At 72.0% G+C, this 18,027-nt stretch carries 17 protein-coding genes; 9 read left to right on the plus strand and 8 right to left on the minus strand.

Annotation, left to right across the window (positions count from 1 at the left end):
* The first annotated feature begins 99 nt into the window (after positions 1–99).
* Complete coding sequence (locus tag ACRAKH_RS02830) at positions 100–1,347, plus strand: MFS transporter (protein WP_380724912.1); 1,248 nt, start codon at positions 100–102, stop codon at positions 1,345–1,347.
* 34 nt (positions 1,348–1,381) lie between these two features.
* On the opposite strand, the gene ACRAKH_RS02835 is transcribed toward ACRAKH_RS02830, so the two are convergent.
* Positions 1,382–1,600, minus strand: a complete 219-nt coding sequence (locus ACRAKH_RS02835) for a DUF397 domain-containing protein (protein WP_380724892.1) — start codon at positions 1,598–1,600, stop codon at positions 1,382–1,384.
* A gap of 12 nt (positions 1,601–1,612) precedes the next feature.
* The gene (locus ACRAKH_RS02840; RefSeq protein WP_380724893.1) at positions 1,613–2,452 is read right to left on the minus strand and encodes a helix-turn-helix domain-containing protein; all 840 of its coding nucleotides are present in this window, start codon (positions 2,450–2,452) and stop codon (positions 1,613–1,615) included.
* 95 nt (positions 2,453–2,547) lie between these two features.
* Here ACRAKH_RS02840 and ACRAKH_RS02845 point away from each other — a divergent pair, with 95 nt between their 5' ends.
* Both ACRAKH_RS02845 and ACRAKH_RS02850 read left to right on the plus strand, forming a co-directional pair.
* On the plus strand, positions 2,548–2,781 hold the full coding sequence (locus ACRAKH_RS02845) for a hypothetical protein (protein WP_380724894.1): 234 nt from the start codon (positions 2,548–2,550) through the stop codon (positions 2,779–2,781).
* 72 nt (positions 2,782–2,853) lie between these two features.
* On the plus strand, positions 2,854–4,236 hold the full coding sequence (locus ACRAKH_RS02850) for an APC family permease (RefSeq protein WP_380724895.1): 1,383 nt from the start codon (positions 2,854–2,856) through the stop codon (positions 4,234–4,236).
* Positions 4,237–4,342: 106 nt separating this feature from the next.
* Here ACRAKH_RS02850 and ACRAKH_RS02855 read toward each other — a convergent pair whose 3' ends face one another.
* The 3 genes from ACRAKH_RS02855 to ACRAKH_RS02865 all read right to left on the minus strand — a co-directional run bounded on the left by ACRAKH_RS02855 (position 4,343) and on the right by ACRAKH_RS02865 (position 7,859).
* Positions 4,343–6,457 (minus strand): hypothetical protein, encoded by a 2,115-nt coding sequence (locus tag ACRAKH_RS02855; protein WP_447009603.1) that lies wholly within the window; start codon positions 6,455–6,457, stop codon positions 4,343–4,345.
* 65 nt (positions 6,458–6,522) lie between these two features.
* On the minus strand, positions 6,523–7,308 hold the full coding sequence (locus ACRAKH_RS02860) for an MBL fold metallo-hydrolase (protein ID WP_380724897.1): 786 nt from the start codon (positions 7,306–7,308) through the stop codon (positions 6,523–6,525).
* Positions 7,305–7,859, minus strand: coding sequence for a TetR/AcrR family transcriptional regulator (locus tag ACRAKH_RS02865; protein WP_380724898.1), 555 nt, complete (start codon positions 7,857–7,859; stop codon positions 7,305–7,307). Before ACRAKH_RS02865 ends, ACRAKH_RS02860 begins: the two co-directional genes overlap by 4 nt.
* 69 nt (positions 7,860–7,928) lie before the next feature.
* Between ACRAKH_RS02865 and ACRAKH_RS02870 the strand changes: the two genes are divergently transcribed.
* The gene (locus ACRAKH_RS02870) at positions 7,929–8,801 is read left to right on the plus strand and encodes an aldose 1-epimerase family protein (protein WP_380724899.1); all 873 of its coding nucleotides are present in this window, start codon (positions 7,929–7,931) and stop codon (positions 8,799–8,801) included.
* A 19-nt stretch (positions 8,802–8,820) separates the two neighbouring features.
* A complete protein-coding gene (locus tag ACRAKH_RS02875; RefSeq protein WP_380724900.1) occupies positions 8,821–10,014 on the plus strand; it encodes an amidohydrolase in 1,194 nt (397 codons plus the stop codon).
* Positions 10,015–10,021: 7 nt separating this feature from the next.
* Here ACRAKH_RS02875 and ACRAKH_RS02880 read toward each other — a convergent pair whose 3' ends face one another.
* Positions 10,022–11,164: an acyl-CoA dehydrogenase family protein gene (locus ACRAKH_RS02880; protein ID WP_380724901.1), complete on the minus strand. Its 1,143-nt coding sequence runs from the start codon at positions 11,162–11,164 to the stop codon at positions 10,022–10,024.
* A 131-nt stretch (positions 11,165–11,295) separates the two neighbouring features.
* On the opposite strand from ACRAKH_RS02880, the gene ACRAKH_RS02885 reads away from it, so the two are divergent.
* From ACRAKH_RS02885 to ACRAKH_RS02900, 4 genes are all read left to right on the plus strand, one after another.
* Positions 11,296–11,892 carry a TetR/AcrR family transcriptional regulator gene (locus tag ACRAKH_RS02885; protein ID WP_380724902.1) on the plus strand — a complete coding sequence of 199 codons (597 nt, stop codon included), beginning with the start codon at positions 11,296–11,298 and terminating at the stop codon, positions 11,890–11,892.
* On the plus strand, positions 11,889–12,821 hold the full coding sequence (locus ACRAKH_RS02890; protein WP_380724903.1) for a carbohydrate kinase family protein: 933 nt from the start codon (positions 11,889–11,891) through the stop codon (positions 12,819–12,821). The genes ACRAKH_RS02885 and ACRAKH_RS02890 overlap by 4 nt, the downstream gene beginning before the upstream one ends.
* A gap of 274 nt (positions 12,822–13,095) precedes the next feature.
* Positions 13,096–14,409 carry a citrate synthase gene (locus tag ACRAKH_RS02895; RefSeq protein WP_380724904.1) on the plus strand — a complete coding sequence of 438 codons (1,314 nt, stop codon included), beginning with the start codon at positions 13,096–13,098 and terminating at the stop codon, positions 14,407–14,409.
* Positions 14,410–14,578: 169 nt separating this feature from the next.
* Positions 14,579–15,844 carry a cryptochrome/photolyase family protein gene (locus ACRAKH_RS02900; RefSeq protein WP_380724905.1) on the plus strand — a complete coding sequence of 422 codons (1,266 nt, stop codon included), beginning with the start codon at positions 14,579–14,581 and terminating at the stop codon, positions 15,842–15,844.
* An 82-nt stretch (positions 15,845–15,926) separates the two neighbouring features.
* Here ACRAKH_RS02900 and ACRAKH_RS02905 read toward each other — a convergent pair whose 3' ends face one another.
* Entirely contained in the window at positions 15,927–17,114 is a 1,188-nt protein-coding gene (locus ACRAKH_RS02905) for an ABC transporter permease (protein ID WP_380724906.1), read from the minus strand.
* Positions 17,111–18,022 (minus strand): ABC transporter ATP-binding protein, encoded by a 912-nt coding sequence (locus ACRAKH_RS02910; protein ID WP_447009604.1) that lies wholly within the window; start codon positions 18,020–18,022, stop codon positions 17,111–17,113. Before ACRAKH_RS02910 ends, ACRAKH_RS02905 begins: the two co-directional genes overlap by 4 nt.
* Positions 18,023–18,027 lie beyond the last annotated feature (5 nt).

The raw sequence follows: 18,027 nt of genomic DNA on the forward strand, positions 1-18,027 counted from the left end.
GTTCGTCGTGGGCTCGGCCAAGGCCGTTCGGTGCTCGGAAATGCGGTTGTTAGTTGCCGTACGCTAAGCACCGTGCGGAGAGTGCTGGGGAAGGTCGCCATGGACACCCGACCGCTGAAGGTCGTGGCGTTCCGGAGGTTGTGGCTGTCGACCGTGGTGACGGCCATCGGCAGCCAGCTCACCGCGGTGGCGGTGCCCAAGCAGGTGTACGACCTGACCGGGTCGTCCGCCTGGGTCGGCTTCTCGGCCGCGGTGGCGTTCGTGCCGCTGCTGGTCTTCGGGCTGTACGGCGGCGCGATCGCCGACGTGGTGGACCGGCGCAAGCTGCTCGTCGTCACGAACGCCGGCATCGCGGTGACGTCGGTGCTGCTGTGGCTGCAGGCCGCGTTCCACGTCGAGTCGGTGTGGCTCGTGATCGCCCTGCTCGGCCTGCAGCAGGTGTTCTTCGCCGCCAACGCGCCCGCGCGCACCGCGTCCATCGCCCGTCTCGTGCCCGCCGACCAGATCCCGGCCGCCACGGCCCTCGGCGCCACCGTGATGATGTTCGGCGGCGTGTTCGGCCCGATGCTGGCCGGCGCGCTGATGCCCGTGGTGGGCCTGTCGACGCTGTACCTCGCCGACGCCATCGCGCTCACCCTCACCATCTGGGCGGTGTGGAAGCTCCCGCCGCTGCCGCCGTTGGCCGGTCCGACGCGGCGGGCCGGGCTGCGGGACGTCGTGGACGGCTTCCGGTACCTGGCGTTGCAGAAGATCGTGATGGCGAGCTTCCTGCTGGACATCATCGCGATGGTGTTCGGCATGCCGCGGGCGCTGTTCCCGGAGATGGCCGAGAACACGTTCGGCGACCCGCCCGGCGGTGGGCTCGCGCTGGGCCTGCTGTTCGCCGCGATGCCGTTGGGCGCGATGCTGTGCGGCCTCACGTCCGGCTGGACGTCACGCGTCCGGCGGCACGGGATCGGTGTCGTGGTCGCGGTGATCGCGTGGGGCCTGGCGATGGTCGGGTTCGGCCTGTCGCACGTGCTGTGGCTGGCCGTGGTGTTCATGGCCATCGGCGGCGCGGCGGACATGGCCAGCATGGTGTTCCGCAGCGCGATCCTCCAGACGGCCGCGCCGGACGACATGCGCGGCCGGATGCAGGGCGTGTTCATCGTCGTCGTGGCCGGCGGCCCGAGGATCGCGGACCTCCTCCACGGCACCACGGGGGCCCTGATCGGCCCCGGCGCGGCGACGGTGGCGGGCGGCGTGCTCGTCGTCCTCTGCACCCTGCTGGCCGTGCTGGCGATCCCGGCGATCCGCCGCTACCGCTTCACTCCCGAGGTCATCAGCTCGGGCGAGGTCACCAGGTGACGCCCCGCCGGCCACGACCACCGGCACGGCAGCGCTACGAAGACTTCTGACCGCGCACGAACCGGGACCACGAGGCGGCGGGGACGGCGATGGTGGGGGCGGGGTTCTTCGAGTCCCGCGCCGCCACCCGTTGGCCGGTGCGCGCGACTTCGACGCAGTTCGCGGTGCTGTTGCTGCGGGAACTCTTGCGCCACGACACTTCGACGCAGTTCGCGGTGTCGGCACTGCGGGAACTCTTGCGCCACAGGGTCATGGGCTCATCGTGTCATGCGAGCCCTTTCAGGAACTCCACCGTTTCCTCGGCGCTGTACGCCAGCCCGCGGAGCGTCGACCAGGTCGCCTCGAACACCTCGATCTGGTCGTCCTCGTCGATGAACAGGCTGGACACCTTGTTCTCCAGCAGCACCAAGCTCGGGTCGTCGTCGTATTCGAGGATCACGAACGGCCCGCTGAGCCCGGTGTGCGGCGCGGCGAAGGAGGGTGCGACCTGGAGGGTGATGTTCGGGCGTTCGGCCGCGTCGACCAGGTGGCGGATCTGGCGGGCCTGCGCCCCGGCATCCCCGAAGGGGCGCTCCAGCACGGTCTGCTCGATGATCGCGTGGAGCCTGAGCGGGTTGCCCCGGGTAAGCAGCCCTTGCCTCGCCATTCGGCTGGCAACCAGGGCATCCACCTGGATTTCCGACAGGGCGTGCCCGGTGGCTTTGATCAGAGTTCGGGCGTATTCCGGGGTTTGGAGGAGACCGGGGATGACCAAGGGCTGGTAGTGCAGCAGTGAGCCGGCCTCGTCCTCGAAGTCGGCCCAGGTCTGCCAGTCGTCGTGCAAGTTCTGGTTGTTCATCCGCAGCAGCCCGCGCTGTTCGGCGTGCCGGGCGAGGTCGAGCAGTTCGACTCGTTGCTTGCGCCCGACCTGGTAGAAGTCGAGCAGCTTCTCCAGGTCGTCCAGGTAGATGCCCATTCCGGACGTCTCGATGCGGCTGATCTTGCTCCCGGACATGCCCAGCGCCTCGCCGACGGCATCGGTGCTGATGCCGGTGGCGTTGCGGAGCTTCTTGAGGATGTACGCGAGTCGGCGGGAGCGGACCGACGTCCCTGCGCGGCGTGCCATGAGATCAACCTTGGGGCACCACGAATCCAGTCACAATGGCCATCACTCGAACGAGTTATTGCGAAGTGATAAGCAGCGCTGCGAATCTGGTCGGCATGGAACCGATGATCAAGGTGCAGGTGCCGAAGCGGGAGTGGTTGTTGCGGTGCTACTCCGACCGGGAGGACGTGTTGTCGGTCGAGGTGCACGACGGGGCGATCGAGGTGTTCCTGCCGACCGGCAACGACAGCGTCCGCCTCGAACGCGGCCAGATCGCGGCCTTCCGGGAAGCGCTGGACGAGGCCGTCGCGCGCGCCGAGGACGATCTTCGCGCCGAGGCCCGAACCTGAAACATCAAGACTTGCCCAAGGTCGACGGATTCCACTATCCGGCCCCTGTGTGATCCGGCACACTCAGTCGGCATGGCGGAAGCGACGAGCGCACCGGCGCAACCGGAACTGAAGCGGGCCATCGGCCCCAAGTTGCTGTTGTTCTTCGTGGTCGGTGACATCCTCGGCACCGGCATCTACGCCCTCACGGGCAACGTCGCGGGCAAGATCGGCGGCGCGCTGTGGCTGCCCTTCCTGATCGCGTTCGTGGTGGCCTTCCTGACCGCGTTCAGCTACCTCGAACTCGTCGGCAAGTACCCCAGGGCGGCCGGCGCGGCGCTGTACACGAACCGCGCGTTCAAGATCCAGTTCCTCACCTTCATGGTGGCGTTCGCGGTGATGAGCTCGGGCATCACCTCGGCCTCGTCCGCCGCGCTGGCGTTCGGGAAGACCTACCTCCAGTCCGTCATCAAGGAGTTCTTCTCCGACACGTTCACGGTGTCGGCGACGCTCGTCGCGATCCTGTTCATCATCGGCCTCGCCCTGATCAACTTCCGGGGCGTCTCGGAGTCGGTCAAGGCGAACGTCGTCCTGACCTGCATCGAGCTGTCCGGTCTGGTGATCATCATCGCGATCGGCGTCTACGCCGTCCTGGCGGGCGACGGCGATCCCGGCCGCCTCACCCAGGTCGACCCGGCGCCGAACCAGACCGCGCTGGTGGCCGTCACGTCCGCGACCGCGTTGGCGTTCTTCGCGATGGTCGGGTTCGAGGACTCGGTGAACATGGCCGAGGAGGTCCGCGACCCGGTCCGTATCTTCCCGCGCGCGATGCTGTGGGGCATGGTGATCGCGGCGCTCATCTACGTCCTCGTCGCGATCACGTCGTCGCTGCTGATCCCGGCGGACGAGCTGTCGAAGGCGGGGTCGTCGGCGCTGCTGAAGGTCGTGCAGGTGGGCGCCCCCGGCTTCCCGCTGTGGATCTTCTCGCTGATCGGCCTGTTCGCGGTCATCAACTCGGCCCTGATCAACATGCTGATGGCCAGCCGGCTGATCTACGGCATGTCGAACGAGCGGATCATCCCCAGGGTCTTCGGCGCCGTGCACCCGTTCCGCCGCACGCCGTGGATCTCGATCGTCTTCACGTCGGGCGTGGCGATCATCCTGGTCTCCACGGCCGACATCGCGAAGCTCGGCGGCACGACCGGCCTGCTGCTGCTGGTCGTGTTCACCATCGTCAACATCGCCGTCCTGGTGCTGCGCAAGGAGAAGGTGGAGCACGAGCACTTCCGCGCGCCGACGTGGGTGCCGGTGCTGGGCGCGCTGACGTGCGCGTACCTGGCCAGCCCGCTGTCGGGCCGGGCGTCGGCGGACTACGAGATCGCGCTGTACCTGCTGGCCGCCGGCCTCGTGCTGTGGCTGATCAACCGGGTCGTGCACGGCAAGGTCGAGTTCGACCCGGAGAAGCTGAGGAAGTGACGTCCTGACCGTGGTGGGGCGCGATGCCGTCGTCCCACCAGGTCGGCCCGCCCCGCCGTTCCACCACGCCGTTCCACCAGGTCGGCACGAAGCGGGACCGGCGCGGTCAGGCTTGGAGCTCGGCCAGGACGGCGAAGAGCCGTTCGCGTTCCTCGTCGTCCTGGCGGACCATGCGGCCGTGGATGCCGCCCGGCATCGCGGCGTCACCGTCGGCCAGCACGCGCAGGTCGGGCACCAGCGGCGCGGCGTCGTCGCCCAGTTCCCGCAGCGACTCGGCCAGCCAGGCGCCGCCGCCCGCCCACGCCAACCGCTGCCGCAGGGCGTCGAGGAGCGGCTTGGCCTCGCCCGTCACGCGGCGGACGGCCAGCGCGGCGGCGTAGGTGTCGTGGGGGTCGGCGAGCAGGTCGCGCAGGCGTGGCACGAGCGCCGCGGCCGGCGGTCCGACCAGACCGGCCAGCTCGGCGGCGTCGGTCAGGTGCCACCCGCGGTCGAAGGCGTCGGCGGCGGTCCGGACCGGGGTTTCCGCGTCACCCGCCGACAGCAGGAGCCGTGCCGCTTCGAGCCGGAGCCGGAGGGCCGCCGGGCCGTCGCCCGCGGCGGTGGTGGCGACGTCTCGCAGCGCGGGCAGCAGGGCGTCCAACGGCAGGTCGTGGCGCAGGGCCGTCCGCGCGGCCGGCACGGGTTCGGCGACGCCGGCGTCGGCCACGCAGGCGGTCACGTGGCCGACGTCCTCCGTGATCGCGGTGAGGGCCTGCGCGCAGTCGAGGCGGCGCTGCCAGGACGCGGCGGGGTCGTCGCGGACGGCCTTCAGCGCGGGGACGGCGGACGAGGCGGCCGGACCCATCGCGGCCAGCGCGCGGATCGCCCACCACTCGTCGTGCGGGACGAGGGCGACGAGCTCGGGCACGGCGTCGGCGGCGTCCGGGCCCCAGCGGTGCAGCAGCCGGGTCAGGCCGTTGACCTCGTTGTGCCACCGCAGGTGGCCGAGCACGGCGTGGTCGTCCGGCGTGTGCGCCCAGTGGGGCGGCAGGGCCGCCAGCCGCCGTCGGACCGCGGCCAGCAGCACGGGGTCGCACGGCACGTCGGAGTCGATGAGCGAGCCGAGGACATCCGCCGTGGCCACGCCGTCGGTGAGCGCGGTCGCGAACGACTCGCGCCAGCGCGGGTCGCCGAGCGTGATCAGGACGTCGAGGGCGAGGCCGAACAGGCGGGCTTCGGGGGCGTTCGGGTCGGACGGCGGTGGGTCGGCGAGGAGCGCCGCGAGGGTGTCGGCGGCGAGGGGAGCGGCCGCCCGCACGTCACGGACCGCGGTGGCGGCGGCGACGCGGACCGACACCGCCGGGTGGCCGACCGCGGCGGCCAGCAGGGGAGCCAGCGCGTCCCGGACCGAACGCGACCGCACGCACCGCTCGTAGGCGGCTTCGACGGCCCGCTGCGCGGCGGCGGCCGTTCCCCGCTCGGACAACGTGCGGCAGAGCGCGGTGAGCCGCGCGGTGTCGAGCCGCGCCACGATGTCGGCGAACGGGTCGTAGGACCAGACCCAGTTCGTCAGCGGCTCGTCCTCCAGCCAGCAGTCGACCACCACGTCGGTCGCCGCCTCCGGCCACGGCAGCGCGGCGTCGGCGATGGCCCACAGCGCGCCCGCCCGGACGTCCGCCGGAAGCGCCGGCGCGAGCTCGTCCGCCAGCCACCCGGCGCACTCGGCCGGCGCCAGGCGACCGGCCGCCGCCAGCAGGCCCGCCACCACGTGCGGCGACCGTTCACGCTCGCGCCGGGCCCTCAGCGCGGGCACGACCTCGGCCGGTGACGGGAGGTTGCCGAGCAGGTGGGTGGCGAGGTGCCGGACCTCCGCGTCCGGGTCGTCCAGCAGCGGCAGCAGGCGCGGGGTCTCCCGGCCCAACGCCGAGCGCACGTCCGCCAGCACGTCCGGCGCGGCGTCGTCGCTCTCGGCGATCACGCCGAGCAGGTGCACCAGGCCCGCCCGCCCCGGCGTGGCCGGATCGGCGGCGAGCCGGGCCACGAACGGCACCGCCCGCGGCGTCGCCGGGTACAGCGTGCCCTGGTGGTGGATGCTGCCGAACAGGTGGTCCAGCGCCTCGCCCGCCCGCTCCTCGTCCGCGCCGGCGGCGTCGCGCAAGGCGCCCGGCACGTCGTCCGCGGGGCCGTACGCGTGGTCGAGGGACGCCCAGTCGACGTCGTCGATGCCGTCGAGCGCGGTCACCCGGTCTCTCCCCATGAGCGGTGCAGCCTAGGCCGTCGGACGGCCGCACCCCGCAGGGGGCGCGATCAGGCGAGCACCTTCCGGTGGCGGCGCAGCTCCACCGCGTCGTGGGCGCTGAACACGTCCACCTCGCCCGCGACCTCGCGCAGCCGGTGCTGGTTGGCCACCCGCAGCTCGGCGACCGTCTGCACGGCCCGCTCGAACCGCGCCAGCACGGGCGGCACGTGCGGCGGGGTGCGCAGGGCGCCGTGGAAGAAGTACGCGTCGCCGGCGTGCAACAGCCACCGGTCGCCCGTCTTCACGGCGACGCCGGTGTGGCCGCGGGTGTGGCCGATCAGCGGCACGAGCAGGACGTCCGGCCGCAGCTCCCGCACGCCGTCGAAGCCGAACCACGTCTCGCCGGTCGGCTCGTGCGGCACGAAGTCGGCGTGCCGCCACTGGGCGGGGGAGTAGCGCGGGTTGTCGCGGTCGTCCAGCTCCTCCTTCAGGACGTGCACGCGGGCGGACGGGAAGTCGCGCAGGCCGCCGGCGTGGTCGACGTCGAGGTGGGTCAGCGCGATGTCCCGCACGTCCGACGCGGCGAACCCGAGCGCCTCCACCTGCCGCACCGCGGTCTCCCGCTCGTCGTACACGGGCAGGGACGTCCAGCGGTAGCGCGCGGACAGGGTGGCCCGGGGATCGCGCAGGTCGTCCAGCCCGAGGCCGCTGTCGACCAGCAGCAGGCCGTCCGGCGCCTCGACCAGCAGCACGTGGCAGACGAGCTCGGCGCGCCGGAACACGGAGCCCTGCCCGTCGACGAGCCGTCCGCCGACCGGTCGCATGGTGCCGCAGTTCAGGTGGTGCACCTTCATGGCGCGGGCCTTTCCAGGAGGACGCCCAGGCGGGCGGCGACGGCGTGGAGCGGTGCGAGGGAACGGCGGGTGCGGGCGAGCAGGAGCGCGCCCTCGATGGCGGCGAGGACGACCGTGGCGACGTCGTCGTCACCCACTCGCGCGGCGATGACGGCGTGCCACGACGCGTAGACGTCCTCGCACGCCCGGCGGATCGGCTCGCTGTCGGCCGCCGCGTCGAGCGCGACCGTGGCGACGGGGCACCCGCTGCGGTAGTCCGAAGCCAGGAGGTTCGCGCCGAGGCGTTCCACCACGTGGGAGAGCGCTTTCGCCGGGTCGGGTTCGGCGTCGAGGACGGCGGCGAGGTCGTCCCGGATGTCGTTGCCTGCCAAGGAGACCGCCTCGGCGGCGAGTTGCTCCTTCCCGTTCGGGAAGTGGAAGTAGAGCGACCCCTTGGGCGCGCCGCCCTCGGTGAGGACCTGGTTGAGGCCCGTCGCGTGGTAGCCCTGGTCCCGGAAGAGCCGGGCGGCGGTGCGCACCACGCGCTGACGGGTGTCCGTGCGTCTCGGCATGGTTTTACTATAGAGACCGGTCTAGTGATTCCGTCAAGGATGGGGCAGGAGGGGATACGCTCCTGATCCATGCTGGAGATCGCCCACGGCGCGGCGCGCGCCGTCATCGCACCCGAGGGTGCGGGACTGAAGTCCTACGAGGTCGGCGGCGTTCCGTACGTGGAGACGTACGACGACGAACCGCCCATGGGCTGCGGCGCGGTGCTCGTGCCGTGGCCCAACCGAACGGCCGGGGGCAGGTGGACCCTCGACGGCGTCGAGCAGCAGCTCGAAGTCACCGAGCCGGACCGCGGCAACGCCATCCACGGCCTGGTCCGCCGCGTCGTGTGGGACGTGGTGGAGCACACCGGCGCCCTGGTGTCGCTGGAGGCGTCCGTGGCGGGTTTCGGCTGGCCCGTGCCGCTGCGCACCACGATCACGTACGCGCTGGACGACAACGGGCTCAGCGTGTCGCACGGCGTGACGAACCTCGGCGACGGGCGCACGCCGTTCGGCGTCGGCACCCACCCGTACCCGCGGGCCGGCGCGTCGCTGACCGACGAGACGTCCCTGTCGCTGGCCGCCACCACCGTGCTGCCGGTCGACGCCGACACGATGATCCCGAACGGCCCGGCCGTGCCGGTGTCCGGCGACTACGACTTCCGGGTGGCGCGGCTGCTCGACGGCGTGAAGCTGGACACGGCGTTCGGCGGGTGCGAGCCGGTGGACGGGCTCGTGCGGCACGTGCTGAAGGGCCCGGCCGGCGGCGTCGAGCTGTGGGCGGACCCGGACTTCAAGTGGGTGCAGGTCTACACGCCCGACAACTTCCCCGGTCGTGGGCGCGCGGTGGCCATCGAGCCGATGACGTGCCCGCCCGACGCGCTGAACAGCGGGATCGACCTGCTGTGGCTGGAGCCGGGCGACTCGTGGGCCGGTCGGTGGGGTTTGCGCCCGCTGTCGTAGGCCGTTAGCGTCGCTAACTATGAACGTCGCTATCACGGGTGGGTACGTCGTCCCGGTGGCCGGTGAGCCGATCGAGGGCGGCACGGTCCTGATCCAGGACGGGAAGATCGTCGCGGTCGGCGCGAACGTCGAGGTGCCGGACGGCGTCCCGGTCGTGGACGCGGCGGGCGGCTGGGTGCTGCCCGGCTTCGTGGAGGCCCACGGCCACCTCGGCGTGCACGAGGAGGGCGAGGGCTGGGCCGGGCAGGACACCAACGAGATGACCGACCCCAACGGCGCGCGGCTGCGCGCGCTGGACGCGATCAACGCCGCCGACCAGGGCTTCGCCGACGCCCTGGCCGGCGGCGTCACGACCGCCGTCGTCAAGCCCGGCTCGGGCAACGTGATCGGTGGCCAGACCGTGGCCGTGAAGTGCTGGGGCCGCACCGCCGACGAGATGCTGGTGCGCAACCCCGTCAGCGTGAAGAGCGCGCTCGGCGAGAACCCCAAGCGCGTGTACGGCGAGCAGAAGAAGCTGCCGTCCACGCGCCAGGGCGTCGCGGCCGTGATCCGGGACGCGCTCACCAAGGCCCAGGACTACGTGGCCCGGCGTGACGCGGCGGAGGGGCCGTTCGAGCGGGACACGACGTCCGAGGTGCTGGCGCGGGTGCTGTCCGGCGAGCTGCCGTGGTGCCAGCACTGCCACCGGGCGGACGACATCGCGACCGCGTTGCGGCTGGCCGACGAGTTCGGCTACCGGCTCATCGTCAACCACGGCACCGAGGGCCACCTGATCGCCGACCTGCTGGCGGAGCGCGACGTCCCGGTGATCATCGGGCCGCTGTTCACCAGCCGGTCGAAGGTCGAGGTGCGGCAGCGGTCGCTGCGCAACCCCGGCATCCTGGCGCGGGCGGGCGTGCGGATCGCGATCACCACCGACCACCCCGTCGTGCCCATCCACTTCCTCGTGCACCAGGTGACGCTGGCCGTGAAGGAGGGCCTCGACCCCCGGACCGGGCTGGAGTCGATCACCGTCAACCCGGCCGCGATCATGGGCCTGGACGACCGCGTCGGCTCGTTGCGGCCGGGCTTGGACGGTGACGTGGTGATCTGGTCCGGCGACCCGCTGGACGTGATGAGCCGGGCGCTGAAGGTGTTCGTGGGAGGCCGCGAGGTGTACCGGTTCGAGGACGGCGAAGAGGTCGTCGTGAGCCCGTTCTACGCGGAGTCCTGACGTCGGGTCAGCGGCGGAGGTCGCGGCCGATCACCAGGCGTTGGATCTGGTTCGTGCCCTCGAAGATCTGGAGCACCTTGGCCTCCCTCATGTAGCGCTCCACCGGGAAGTCGCGGGTGTAGCCGGCGCCGCCGAGGACCTGCACGGCGTCCGTCGTCACCTTCATCGCGGTGTCGGTGCAGATCAGCTTCGCGATCGCGGCCTGGCGGTGGAACGGGAGGCCGCGGTCGCGGCGGCGGGCCGCCTGGAGGTAGGTGGCGCGGGCGGACTCGACGGCGGCGGCCATGTCGGCGAGCAGGAACTCCAGGCCCTGGAAGTCGATGATCGCGCGGCCGAACTGGGTGCGCTGCTTGGCGTACGCGACGGCCTCGTCCAGCGCGGCCTGCGCCAGGCCCACGCCGCACGCGGCGATGCCGAGCCGTCCGGAGTCCAAAGCGGACAGGGCGATCTTCAGCCCGTCGCCCTCCGCGCCGATGAGGCGGTCGGCGTCGACGCGGACGTCGTCGAACGCGAGCTGCGCGGTGATCGAGCCGGTGAGGCCCATCTTGCGCTCGGGCTTCGCGGCGGTGAGGCCGTCGACGTGGCCGGGCGCGAAGAAGCAGCTGATGCCCTTGCCGCCGTCGTCGGACGTGCGCGCCATCAGGGTGTAGAAGTCGGCGACGCCGGCGTGGGTGATCCACGCCTTCGTCCCGTTGACGGTGTAGTGGTCGCCGTCGCGCACGGCCCGCGTGGACAGGGCGCCCGCGTCCGACCCCGCGTGCGACTCGGACAGCGCGTAGCCGCCGAGCTGGTCGCCGGCCAGGGCGTCCGGCAGCCAGCGCGCCTTCTGCTCCTCCGTGCCGAACGTCGCCAGCGCGTAGCTCGACATGATGTGCACCGAGAGCCCGACGCCGACGGACATCCACGCCGACGCGACCTCCTCCAACGCCTGGAGGTACACCTCGTACGGCTGCTCACCGCCGCCGAACCGCTCCGGGTACGGCAGGCCGAGCAGACCGGTCTTGCCGAGCAGACGGAACTTGTCGCGCGGGAACCGCTCGTGCTCCTCCGCCTCGGCCGCGTGCGGCGCCAGCTCGTCACGGGCGATCTCGCGGACGAGGGCCAGCAGGTCCTCGGCTTCGGTGGTGGGCAGCAGGCGCTCGGCGGGCATCGTCGACCTCCGGGACGGGGGCCGGGCGGCCGTCGGTCGGACGGGTCTCGACCCACCGGGTGAGTACTGGTGGGAGTACTGTAGGACGTACGCCAGTACTGTGGCCAGTCACTGTGACAGAGTTGCGGCTCATGACCTCGATCGCGCGCAGACCGCTGACGCCCAGGCAGGTGGAGCTGCTGGGCCGGCTCGAGGCGCTGGTGCTCGCCGAGGGTTTCGCGCACTTCACGCTGGACGACCTCGCGGCCCGCCTCCACTGCTCCAAGTCCACCCTGTACGCGCTCGCGTCGAGCAAGGAACAGCTCGCCGTGCGCGTGGTCGGCCGGTACTTCAAGGGCGCGGCCGAGCGGATCGAGCAGCGGATCGCCGGCGTCGGGGACGTCCGGGTGCGCGTCGGCACCTACCTGGCGGGCGCGGCGGAGGAGCTGCGGCGGGCGTCGGCCCAGTTCATCACCGACGTGTCCGCGTACGCGCCCACCCGCAGCACGTACGAGCGCAACGCGCGCGCGGCGGCCGAGCGCATTCGTGAGTTCATCCAGGAAGGCGTCCGCGACGGGGTGTTCCGGGACGTCCATGCGACGCTGATCGCCGAGATGGCCGGTCTGCTCATCGAGGGCATCCAGACCGGGGTGCTGACCCGGCGCGCGGGGGTGTCGGACGCCGAGGCGTTCACCGCGCTGGGCGAGCTGCTGCTGGACGGGTTGCGGAGAGAACGGAGCCAGTCGTGATCGTCGTTGCCGGTGAGGCGCTGGTCGACCTGGTGCCCACGGACGAGGGGAACCTCGCGCCGAGGCTCGGCGGCGGGCCGTACAACGTGGCCGTGGCCGCTGGGCGGCTCGAAGCGCCGGTGAGCTTCCTGTCGCGGGTCTCGACCGACCTGTTCGGGGACCGGCTGGTCGAGCGCCTGCACGCGTCCGGTGTGCGGACGGACCTGGTGCAGCGGGGCGACCAGCCGACGACGCTGGCCGTGGTCGGCCTGGCCGACGACGGGTCGGCGCGCTACTCGTTCTACGTCGAGGGCACGGCGGACCGCCAGGTCACCGATCCCGGCCCGCTGCCCGTCGGCACCAGGGCGGTGTCCTTCGGGACGTTGTCGCTGGTGCTGGAGCCGGGCGCGAGCACGTACGAGCGGGTGCTGTGGCGGGAGGCCGAGCGCGGCGCGCTGACCGTGCTGGACCCGAACATCCGTGCGAGCCTCATCCGCGACCCGATGGGCTACCGCGACCGGTTCGACTCGTGGCTGCCGCACGTGGGCCTGCTGAAGGTCTCCGTCGAGGACGCCCGGTGGCTGGCGGACCTGCCCGCCGACGCCCCCGAGGACGCCGTGCTGGACGTCGTGCGGGACTGGCAGGGCGCGGGCCCGGCCGCCGTGGTGCTGACCCGCGGCGGCGACGGGCTGGGCGTGCTGACCGCCGCCGGCGACGTGATCCGCGTCCCACCCACGCCCGTGGACGTGGTCGACACGATCGGCGCGGGCGACACCGTGCAGGGCGCGCTGCTGTCCTGGCTGCACGACCACGACGCGCTGTCCGTCGAGGCTGTCCGGGGTCTGGACGCCGCGAAGTGGACCTCCGCGCTGTCCTGGGCGGGCGCCGCGGCGGCCGTCACGTGCTCCCGCGCGGGGGCCGAACCGCCCTTCCGGCACGAGCTGAGATGACCTAGCTCTCACCCCGCGTGAGGTGGAGGAACAGCCCCGAACGGCTACGGTGGAGGGTGCACGCTAGCCACCCATGCGTCCGGATGTGATGCCGGTCCCATCTCACAGAATCGGTTCATACCGTGGCTGTGGAGCGGGTCGTCCGCTGACTAGCGTGGGAGAACTGACAGGACCCCAACGGGGTGGTGCTGCGGTGCGGGCTGAACGCTCACGGCCGCGCGCAGGCGTGCGAGACCCGCATGAGCCACCCCGCCTAGCGTGAGAGGGACTCTGCATGCCCGACGCGACGACTGCGCCGAACGACCTCCGTACCGTCGCGCTGCGCCATCCGGGCGGAGAGCACGAGATGAAGGTAGTGCCGGCCACCGAGGGTGCCCCCGGTATCGACCTCGGAAAGCTCCTGGCCACAACAGGTCTGGTCACACTGGACAGCGGGTTCGTCAACACCGCGTCCTGTTCTTCCGAGATCACCTACATCGACGGTGACGCGGGCATCCTGCGCTACCGCGGCTACCCGATCGAGCAGCTCGCCGAGAAGTCGAACTTCATCGAGGTCAGCTACCTGCTGATCTACGGCGAGCTGCCGACCCAGGCCCAGCTGGAGGAGTTCTCCTCCAAGATCAACCGGCACACGCTGCTGCACGAGGACCTGAAACGGTTCTTCGACGGCTTCCCGCGTGACGCCCACCCCATGCCCGTGCTGTCCTCGGCGGTGTCCGCGCTGTCGACGTTCTACCAGGACAGCCTCAGCCCTTTCGACGCCAACCAGGTCGAGATCTCCACGATCCGCCTGCTGGCCAAGGTGCCCACCATCGCGGCCTACGCCTACAAGAAGTCCGTGGGCCAGCCGTTCCTGTACCCGGACAACTCCCTGGGTCTGGTGGACAACTTCCTGCGCATGACGTTCGGCTTCCCGGCCGAGCCGTACGACGTGGACCCGGACCTGGTCCGCGCGCTCGACCTGCTGTTCGTGCTGCACGCCGACCACGAGCAGAACTGCTCCACGTCGACGGTGCGGCTGGTCGGCTCGTCCGAGGCGAACCTGTTCGCGTCCATCTCCGCCGGCATCAACGCGCTGTTCGGCCCGCTGCACGGCGGCGCGAACTCCGCGGTGCTGGAGATGCTGGAGAAGATCCGCGCCGAGGGCGGTGACGTCTCCGCGTTCGTGAAGAAGGTCAAGAACAAGGAGGACGGCGTCCGCCTGATGGGCTTCGGCCACCGGGTCTACAAGAACTACGACCCGCGTGCCGCGATCATCAAGAAGACGGCCGACGAGATCCTCGGCAAGCTGGGCGCGTCGGACGAGCTGCTCGACATCGCCAAGGCGCTGGAGGAGACCGCGCTCGCGGACGACTACTTCGTCGAGCGCAAGCTCTACCCGAACGTCGACTTCTACACCGGCCTGATCTACCGGGCGATGGGCTTCCCGACGAAGTTCTTCACCGTGCTGTTCGCCCTCGGCCGGCTGCCGGGCTGGATCGCGCACTGGCGCGAGATGATCCAGGACCCGGCCACGAAGATCGGCCGTCCGCGCCAGGTCTACGTGGGCTCGCCGGAGCGCGACTTCGTGCCCGTCGAGCAGCGCTGACACCGCTCGCACCGCTCGAACCCGAGTTGGGGAAGGCCCGCACCGACACCGGTGCGGGCCTTTTTGTCGGACCCCCGTGGTTCCCTGTGTGCGAGGGGGCGTCCACACGGGGGGATGCCTGACGGTGTTCGGCCGTGCGGCCCGCCCGCCGCGCTCCTAGGGTCGGTCCGTGGACTCCTCGACCGTCGTCTGGTTCCGCCGCGACCTGCGGACCGCCGACCACCCCGCGCTGCTCGCCGCCGCCGAGCGGGCGTCCGCCGCGCTGGGCCTGTTCGTGCTCGACCCCGTGCTGCTGAGGGCTTCGGGCCGGCCGCGGATCGAGTTCCTGCACCGGTGCCTGCGGTCCCTGGACCGCGAGCTGGGCGGGCGGCTCGTCGTGGTCGACGGCGACCCGGTCGAGGTGGTGCCGCGGGTCGCCGCCGCGGTCGGCGCGTCGTCCGTGCACGTGTCGGCGGACGCCGGCCCGTACGGGCGGACGCGGGACGCGGCGGTGGAGCGGCACGTCGAGCTGGTGCGCGTCGGGTCGCCGTACGCGGTGACGCCGGGCCGGGTCGCCAAGCCCGACGGCACGCCGTACCGCGTCTTCACGCCGTTCCGCAAGGCCTGGCTGGCGCACGGTTGGCCCGCGCCCGCCGACACCGATGCGTCCACTGTGGACTGGATCGCGTCGGACCTCGGCCGCGCCCTGCCCGCCGGCGAAGGGCTCCCGGACGTCGGCGCGCTCTGGGCGCGGTTCCGCGACGAGCGGCTGCCCGACTACGCGAAGCACCGCGACCGCCCCGACCTCGACGGCACCAGCCGGTTCTCCGCGTTCCTGAAGTGGGGTGTCGTGCACCCGCGCACGCTCCTCGCCGACCTCGGGCCGGACGCGTCCGCGTTCCGCGACGAGCTGGCGTGGCGCGACTTCTACGCCGACGTGCTGTGGCACCGGCCCGACTCGGCCCGCCGCAACCTCGACCGCCGGTTCGACCGGCTCCGCGTGGACGACGACCAGGAGCGCTTCCGGGCGTGGTGCGAGGGCCGCACCGGCTACCCGTTCGTGGACGCGGGCATGCGCCAGCTCCTCGCCGAGGGCTGGGTGCACAACCGCGTGCGGATGGTCGTGGCGAGCTTCCTCGTCAAGGACCTGCACCTGCCGTGGTGGTGGGGCGCCCGCCACTTCATGCGGCACCTGGTCGACGGCGACCTGGCCTCCAACCAGCACGGCTGGCAGTGGGTGGCGGGCACCGGCACGGACGCGGCGCCGTTCTTCCGCGTCTTCAACCCCGTGACGCAGGGCGAGAAGTTCGACCCGAACGGCGACTACGTGCGCCGGTACGTGCCCGAGCTGCGCGACATCCCCGGCAAGGCCGTCCACCAGCCGCGCGACCCCGTCGTCGACCACGCGCACGAGCGCCGGGAAGCGCTCGCCCGGTACGCCGCTATCAAGGGCTAGCGGCGCCGGTAGGGTCCCGCCGGACACCGCACGACGTCGGGGCCGACGGTCGAAGGACCGGTGGTCGGCTGACCACCGGCGGTCAGCGCAGGACCTCGCGCAGCCGGACCCGCGCGCCCGTGCGCAGCACCGCGTTCGAGTACACCTTGCCGCCCAGCCACGTGATCAGCGCGACCGCCGCCAGCGCCAGCACGACCGCCAGCAGCACCTGCCACGCCGGCGCGACGCCCATCGCCATCCGGCCCGGCATCAGGATCGGCGCGAACGGCGGCAGCAGCGACAGCACCGTCACCGTCGCGCCGGTCGGGTCGCTGATCATCAGGTTGATGCCGACCACGAACGCCACCACGATCGACATGCTGATCGGCGTCAGCACCGACTGCAGCTCCTCCTGGCGCGACACCAGGGACGCCGCCGCCGCGAAGACGGTGGCGTACAGGAAGAAGCCGAGCAGGTACCACAGCAGCCCGGTGGCCAGCGCCCCTCCGGCGACGCCCGCGACGTCGACGACGCCGGACACCGCGGACAGCACCAGCCCGATGCCGCCGATCAGCAGCAGTTGCAGCAGGCCGACCAGCCCGAGGCCGACGACCTTGCCCAGCAGCAGCTGCCACGGCCGCAGCGTCGCGAGCAGGATCTCCACCACCCGGCTGGACTTCTCCTCCACGACGCCCTGCGCCACCATCGTCCCGTAGACCAGCAGCGAGTAGTACAGCAGCGCCGCGATCACCAGGCCGATGGCCAGCCGCTCGCCCTTCCGGTCGTCCGCCGGCTCCAACGTCACCACGTCGACGCCGGCGCGGGCCACGTTCCCGGCCAGCACCGCCGGGTCGACGCCGGCCTCGGCCAGCTGGGCGTCGAGGACCTGCTGCTTGACGATCAGGTCGATGGCGTTGCGCAGCTCGTCGCTCAGCCCTTCCTTCACCACCACGCGCAGCGCGTCCGGCGCGCCGGTGACCAGCACGTCCACGTCGCCGGACCGCACCTGCTCCTCGGCCGCCGCGGGATCGGTGACGTCGACCGTCTCGACCTCCCGGCCGAACGACGCCGCGGTCTGCTTCAGCGGCTCCGCCAGCGCGGTGGCCTGCCCGCCCAGCGCGACCCGGTCGCGCCCCGCGTCGTCGAACAGCAGCGCCTGCAGCAGCACGTACCCCGCCATGACGGCGACGATCACGAGCGTGCCCCACAGGAAGGACTTCGTGCGCACCTTGCCCAGGAACTCCCGGCGCGCGACCAGGAACACCGCCCGGCCGGGGGTGAGGCTGCTCATGCCGCGGGCTCCTCGTTCACGACGCTGCGGAACAACTCGGTCAGCGACGGGCGCTGCCGGGAGAACTCGTGCACCGGGCCCGTGTCCAGGGCGGCGCGCAGCACCACCTGGTCGTCGGCGTCCGGCGCCAGCTCCAGCACCGTGCGGCCGCCGGACGCGCGGGCGGACCGCACGCCGGGCAGGCGGTCGGCCCAGCCCTCGGGGGCGCGCGGCGCGTCCACGACGAGCCGGGACGTGCCGCCGGCGCGCAGCTCGTCCACGGGCCCGCACGCGACCAGCGTGCCGCTGCGGACGATGCCGACGCGGTCGCACAGCCGCTCCACCAGGTCCAGCTGGTGGCTGGAGAACACCACGGGCACGCCGGTGGCGGCCTTCTCCCGCAGCACCTGGCTCATCACGTCCACCGCGACCGGGTCGAGGCCGGAGAACGGCTCGTCCAGCACGAGCACGTCCGGCTCGTGCACGAGGGCCGCCGCGAGCTGCACGCGCTGCTGGTTGCCGAGGCTGAGCTTCTGCACCTCGTCGTCGCGCCGGTCGCGCAGGCCGAGGCGGGCGATCCAGTTGTCCGCCGACCGGTGGGCCGCGTTGGTGCCGAGGCCGTGCAGCTCGGCCAGGTACACGAGCTGGTCCAGCACCTTCATCTTCGGGTAGAGGCCGCGTTCCTCGGGCATGTAGCCGATCCGCCGGCGGGTCTCGAACGTGATCGGCGCGCCGTTCCAGCGCACCTCGCCCGAGTCGGCGGCGAGCACTCCCAGCGCGATGCGCATGGTGGTGGTCTTGCCCGCGCCGTTGCTGCCGACGAAGCCGAACAGCTCGCCCGCACGCACGTCGAACGTCATCCCGGCGAGCGCGACGACGTCCCCGTAGCGCTTGGAGACCCGGTCGATCTCCAGCACCCCCTCTGCCACGGTGG

Source organism: Saccharothrix hoggarensis (genome assembly GCF_052936025.1).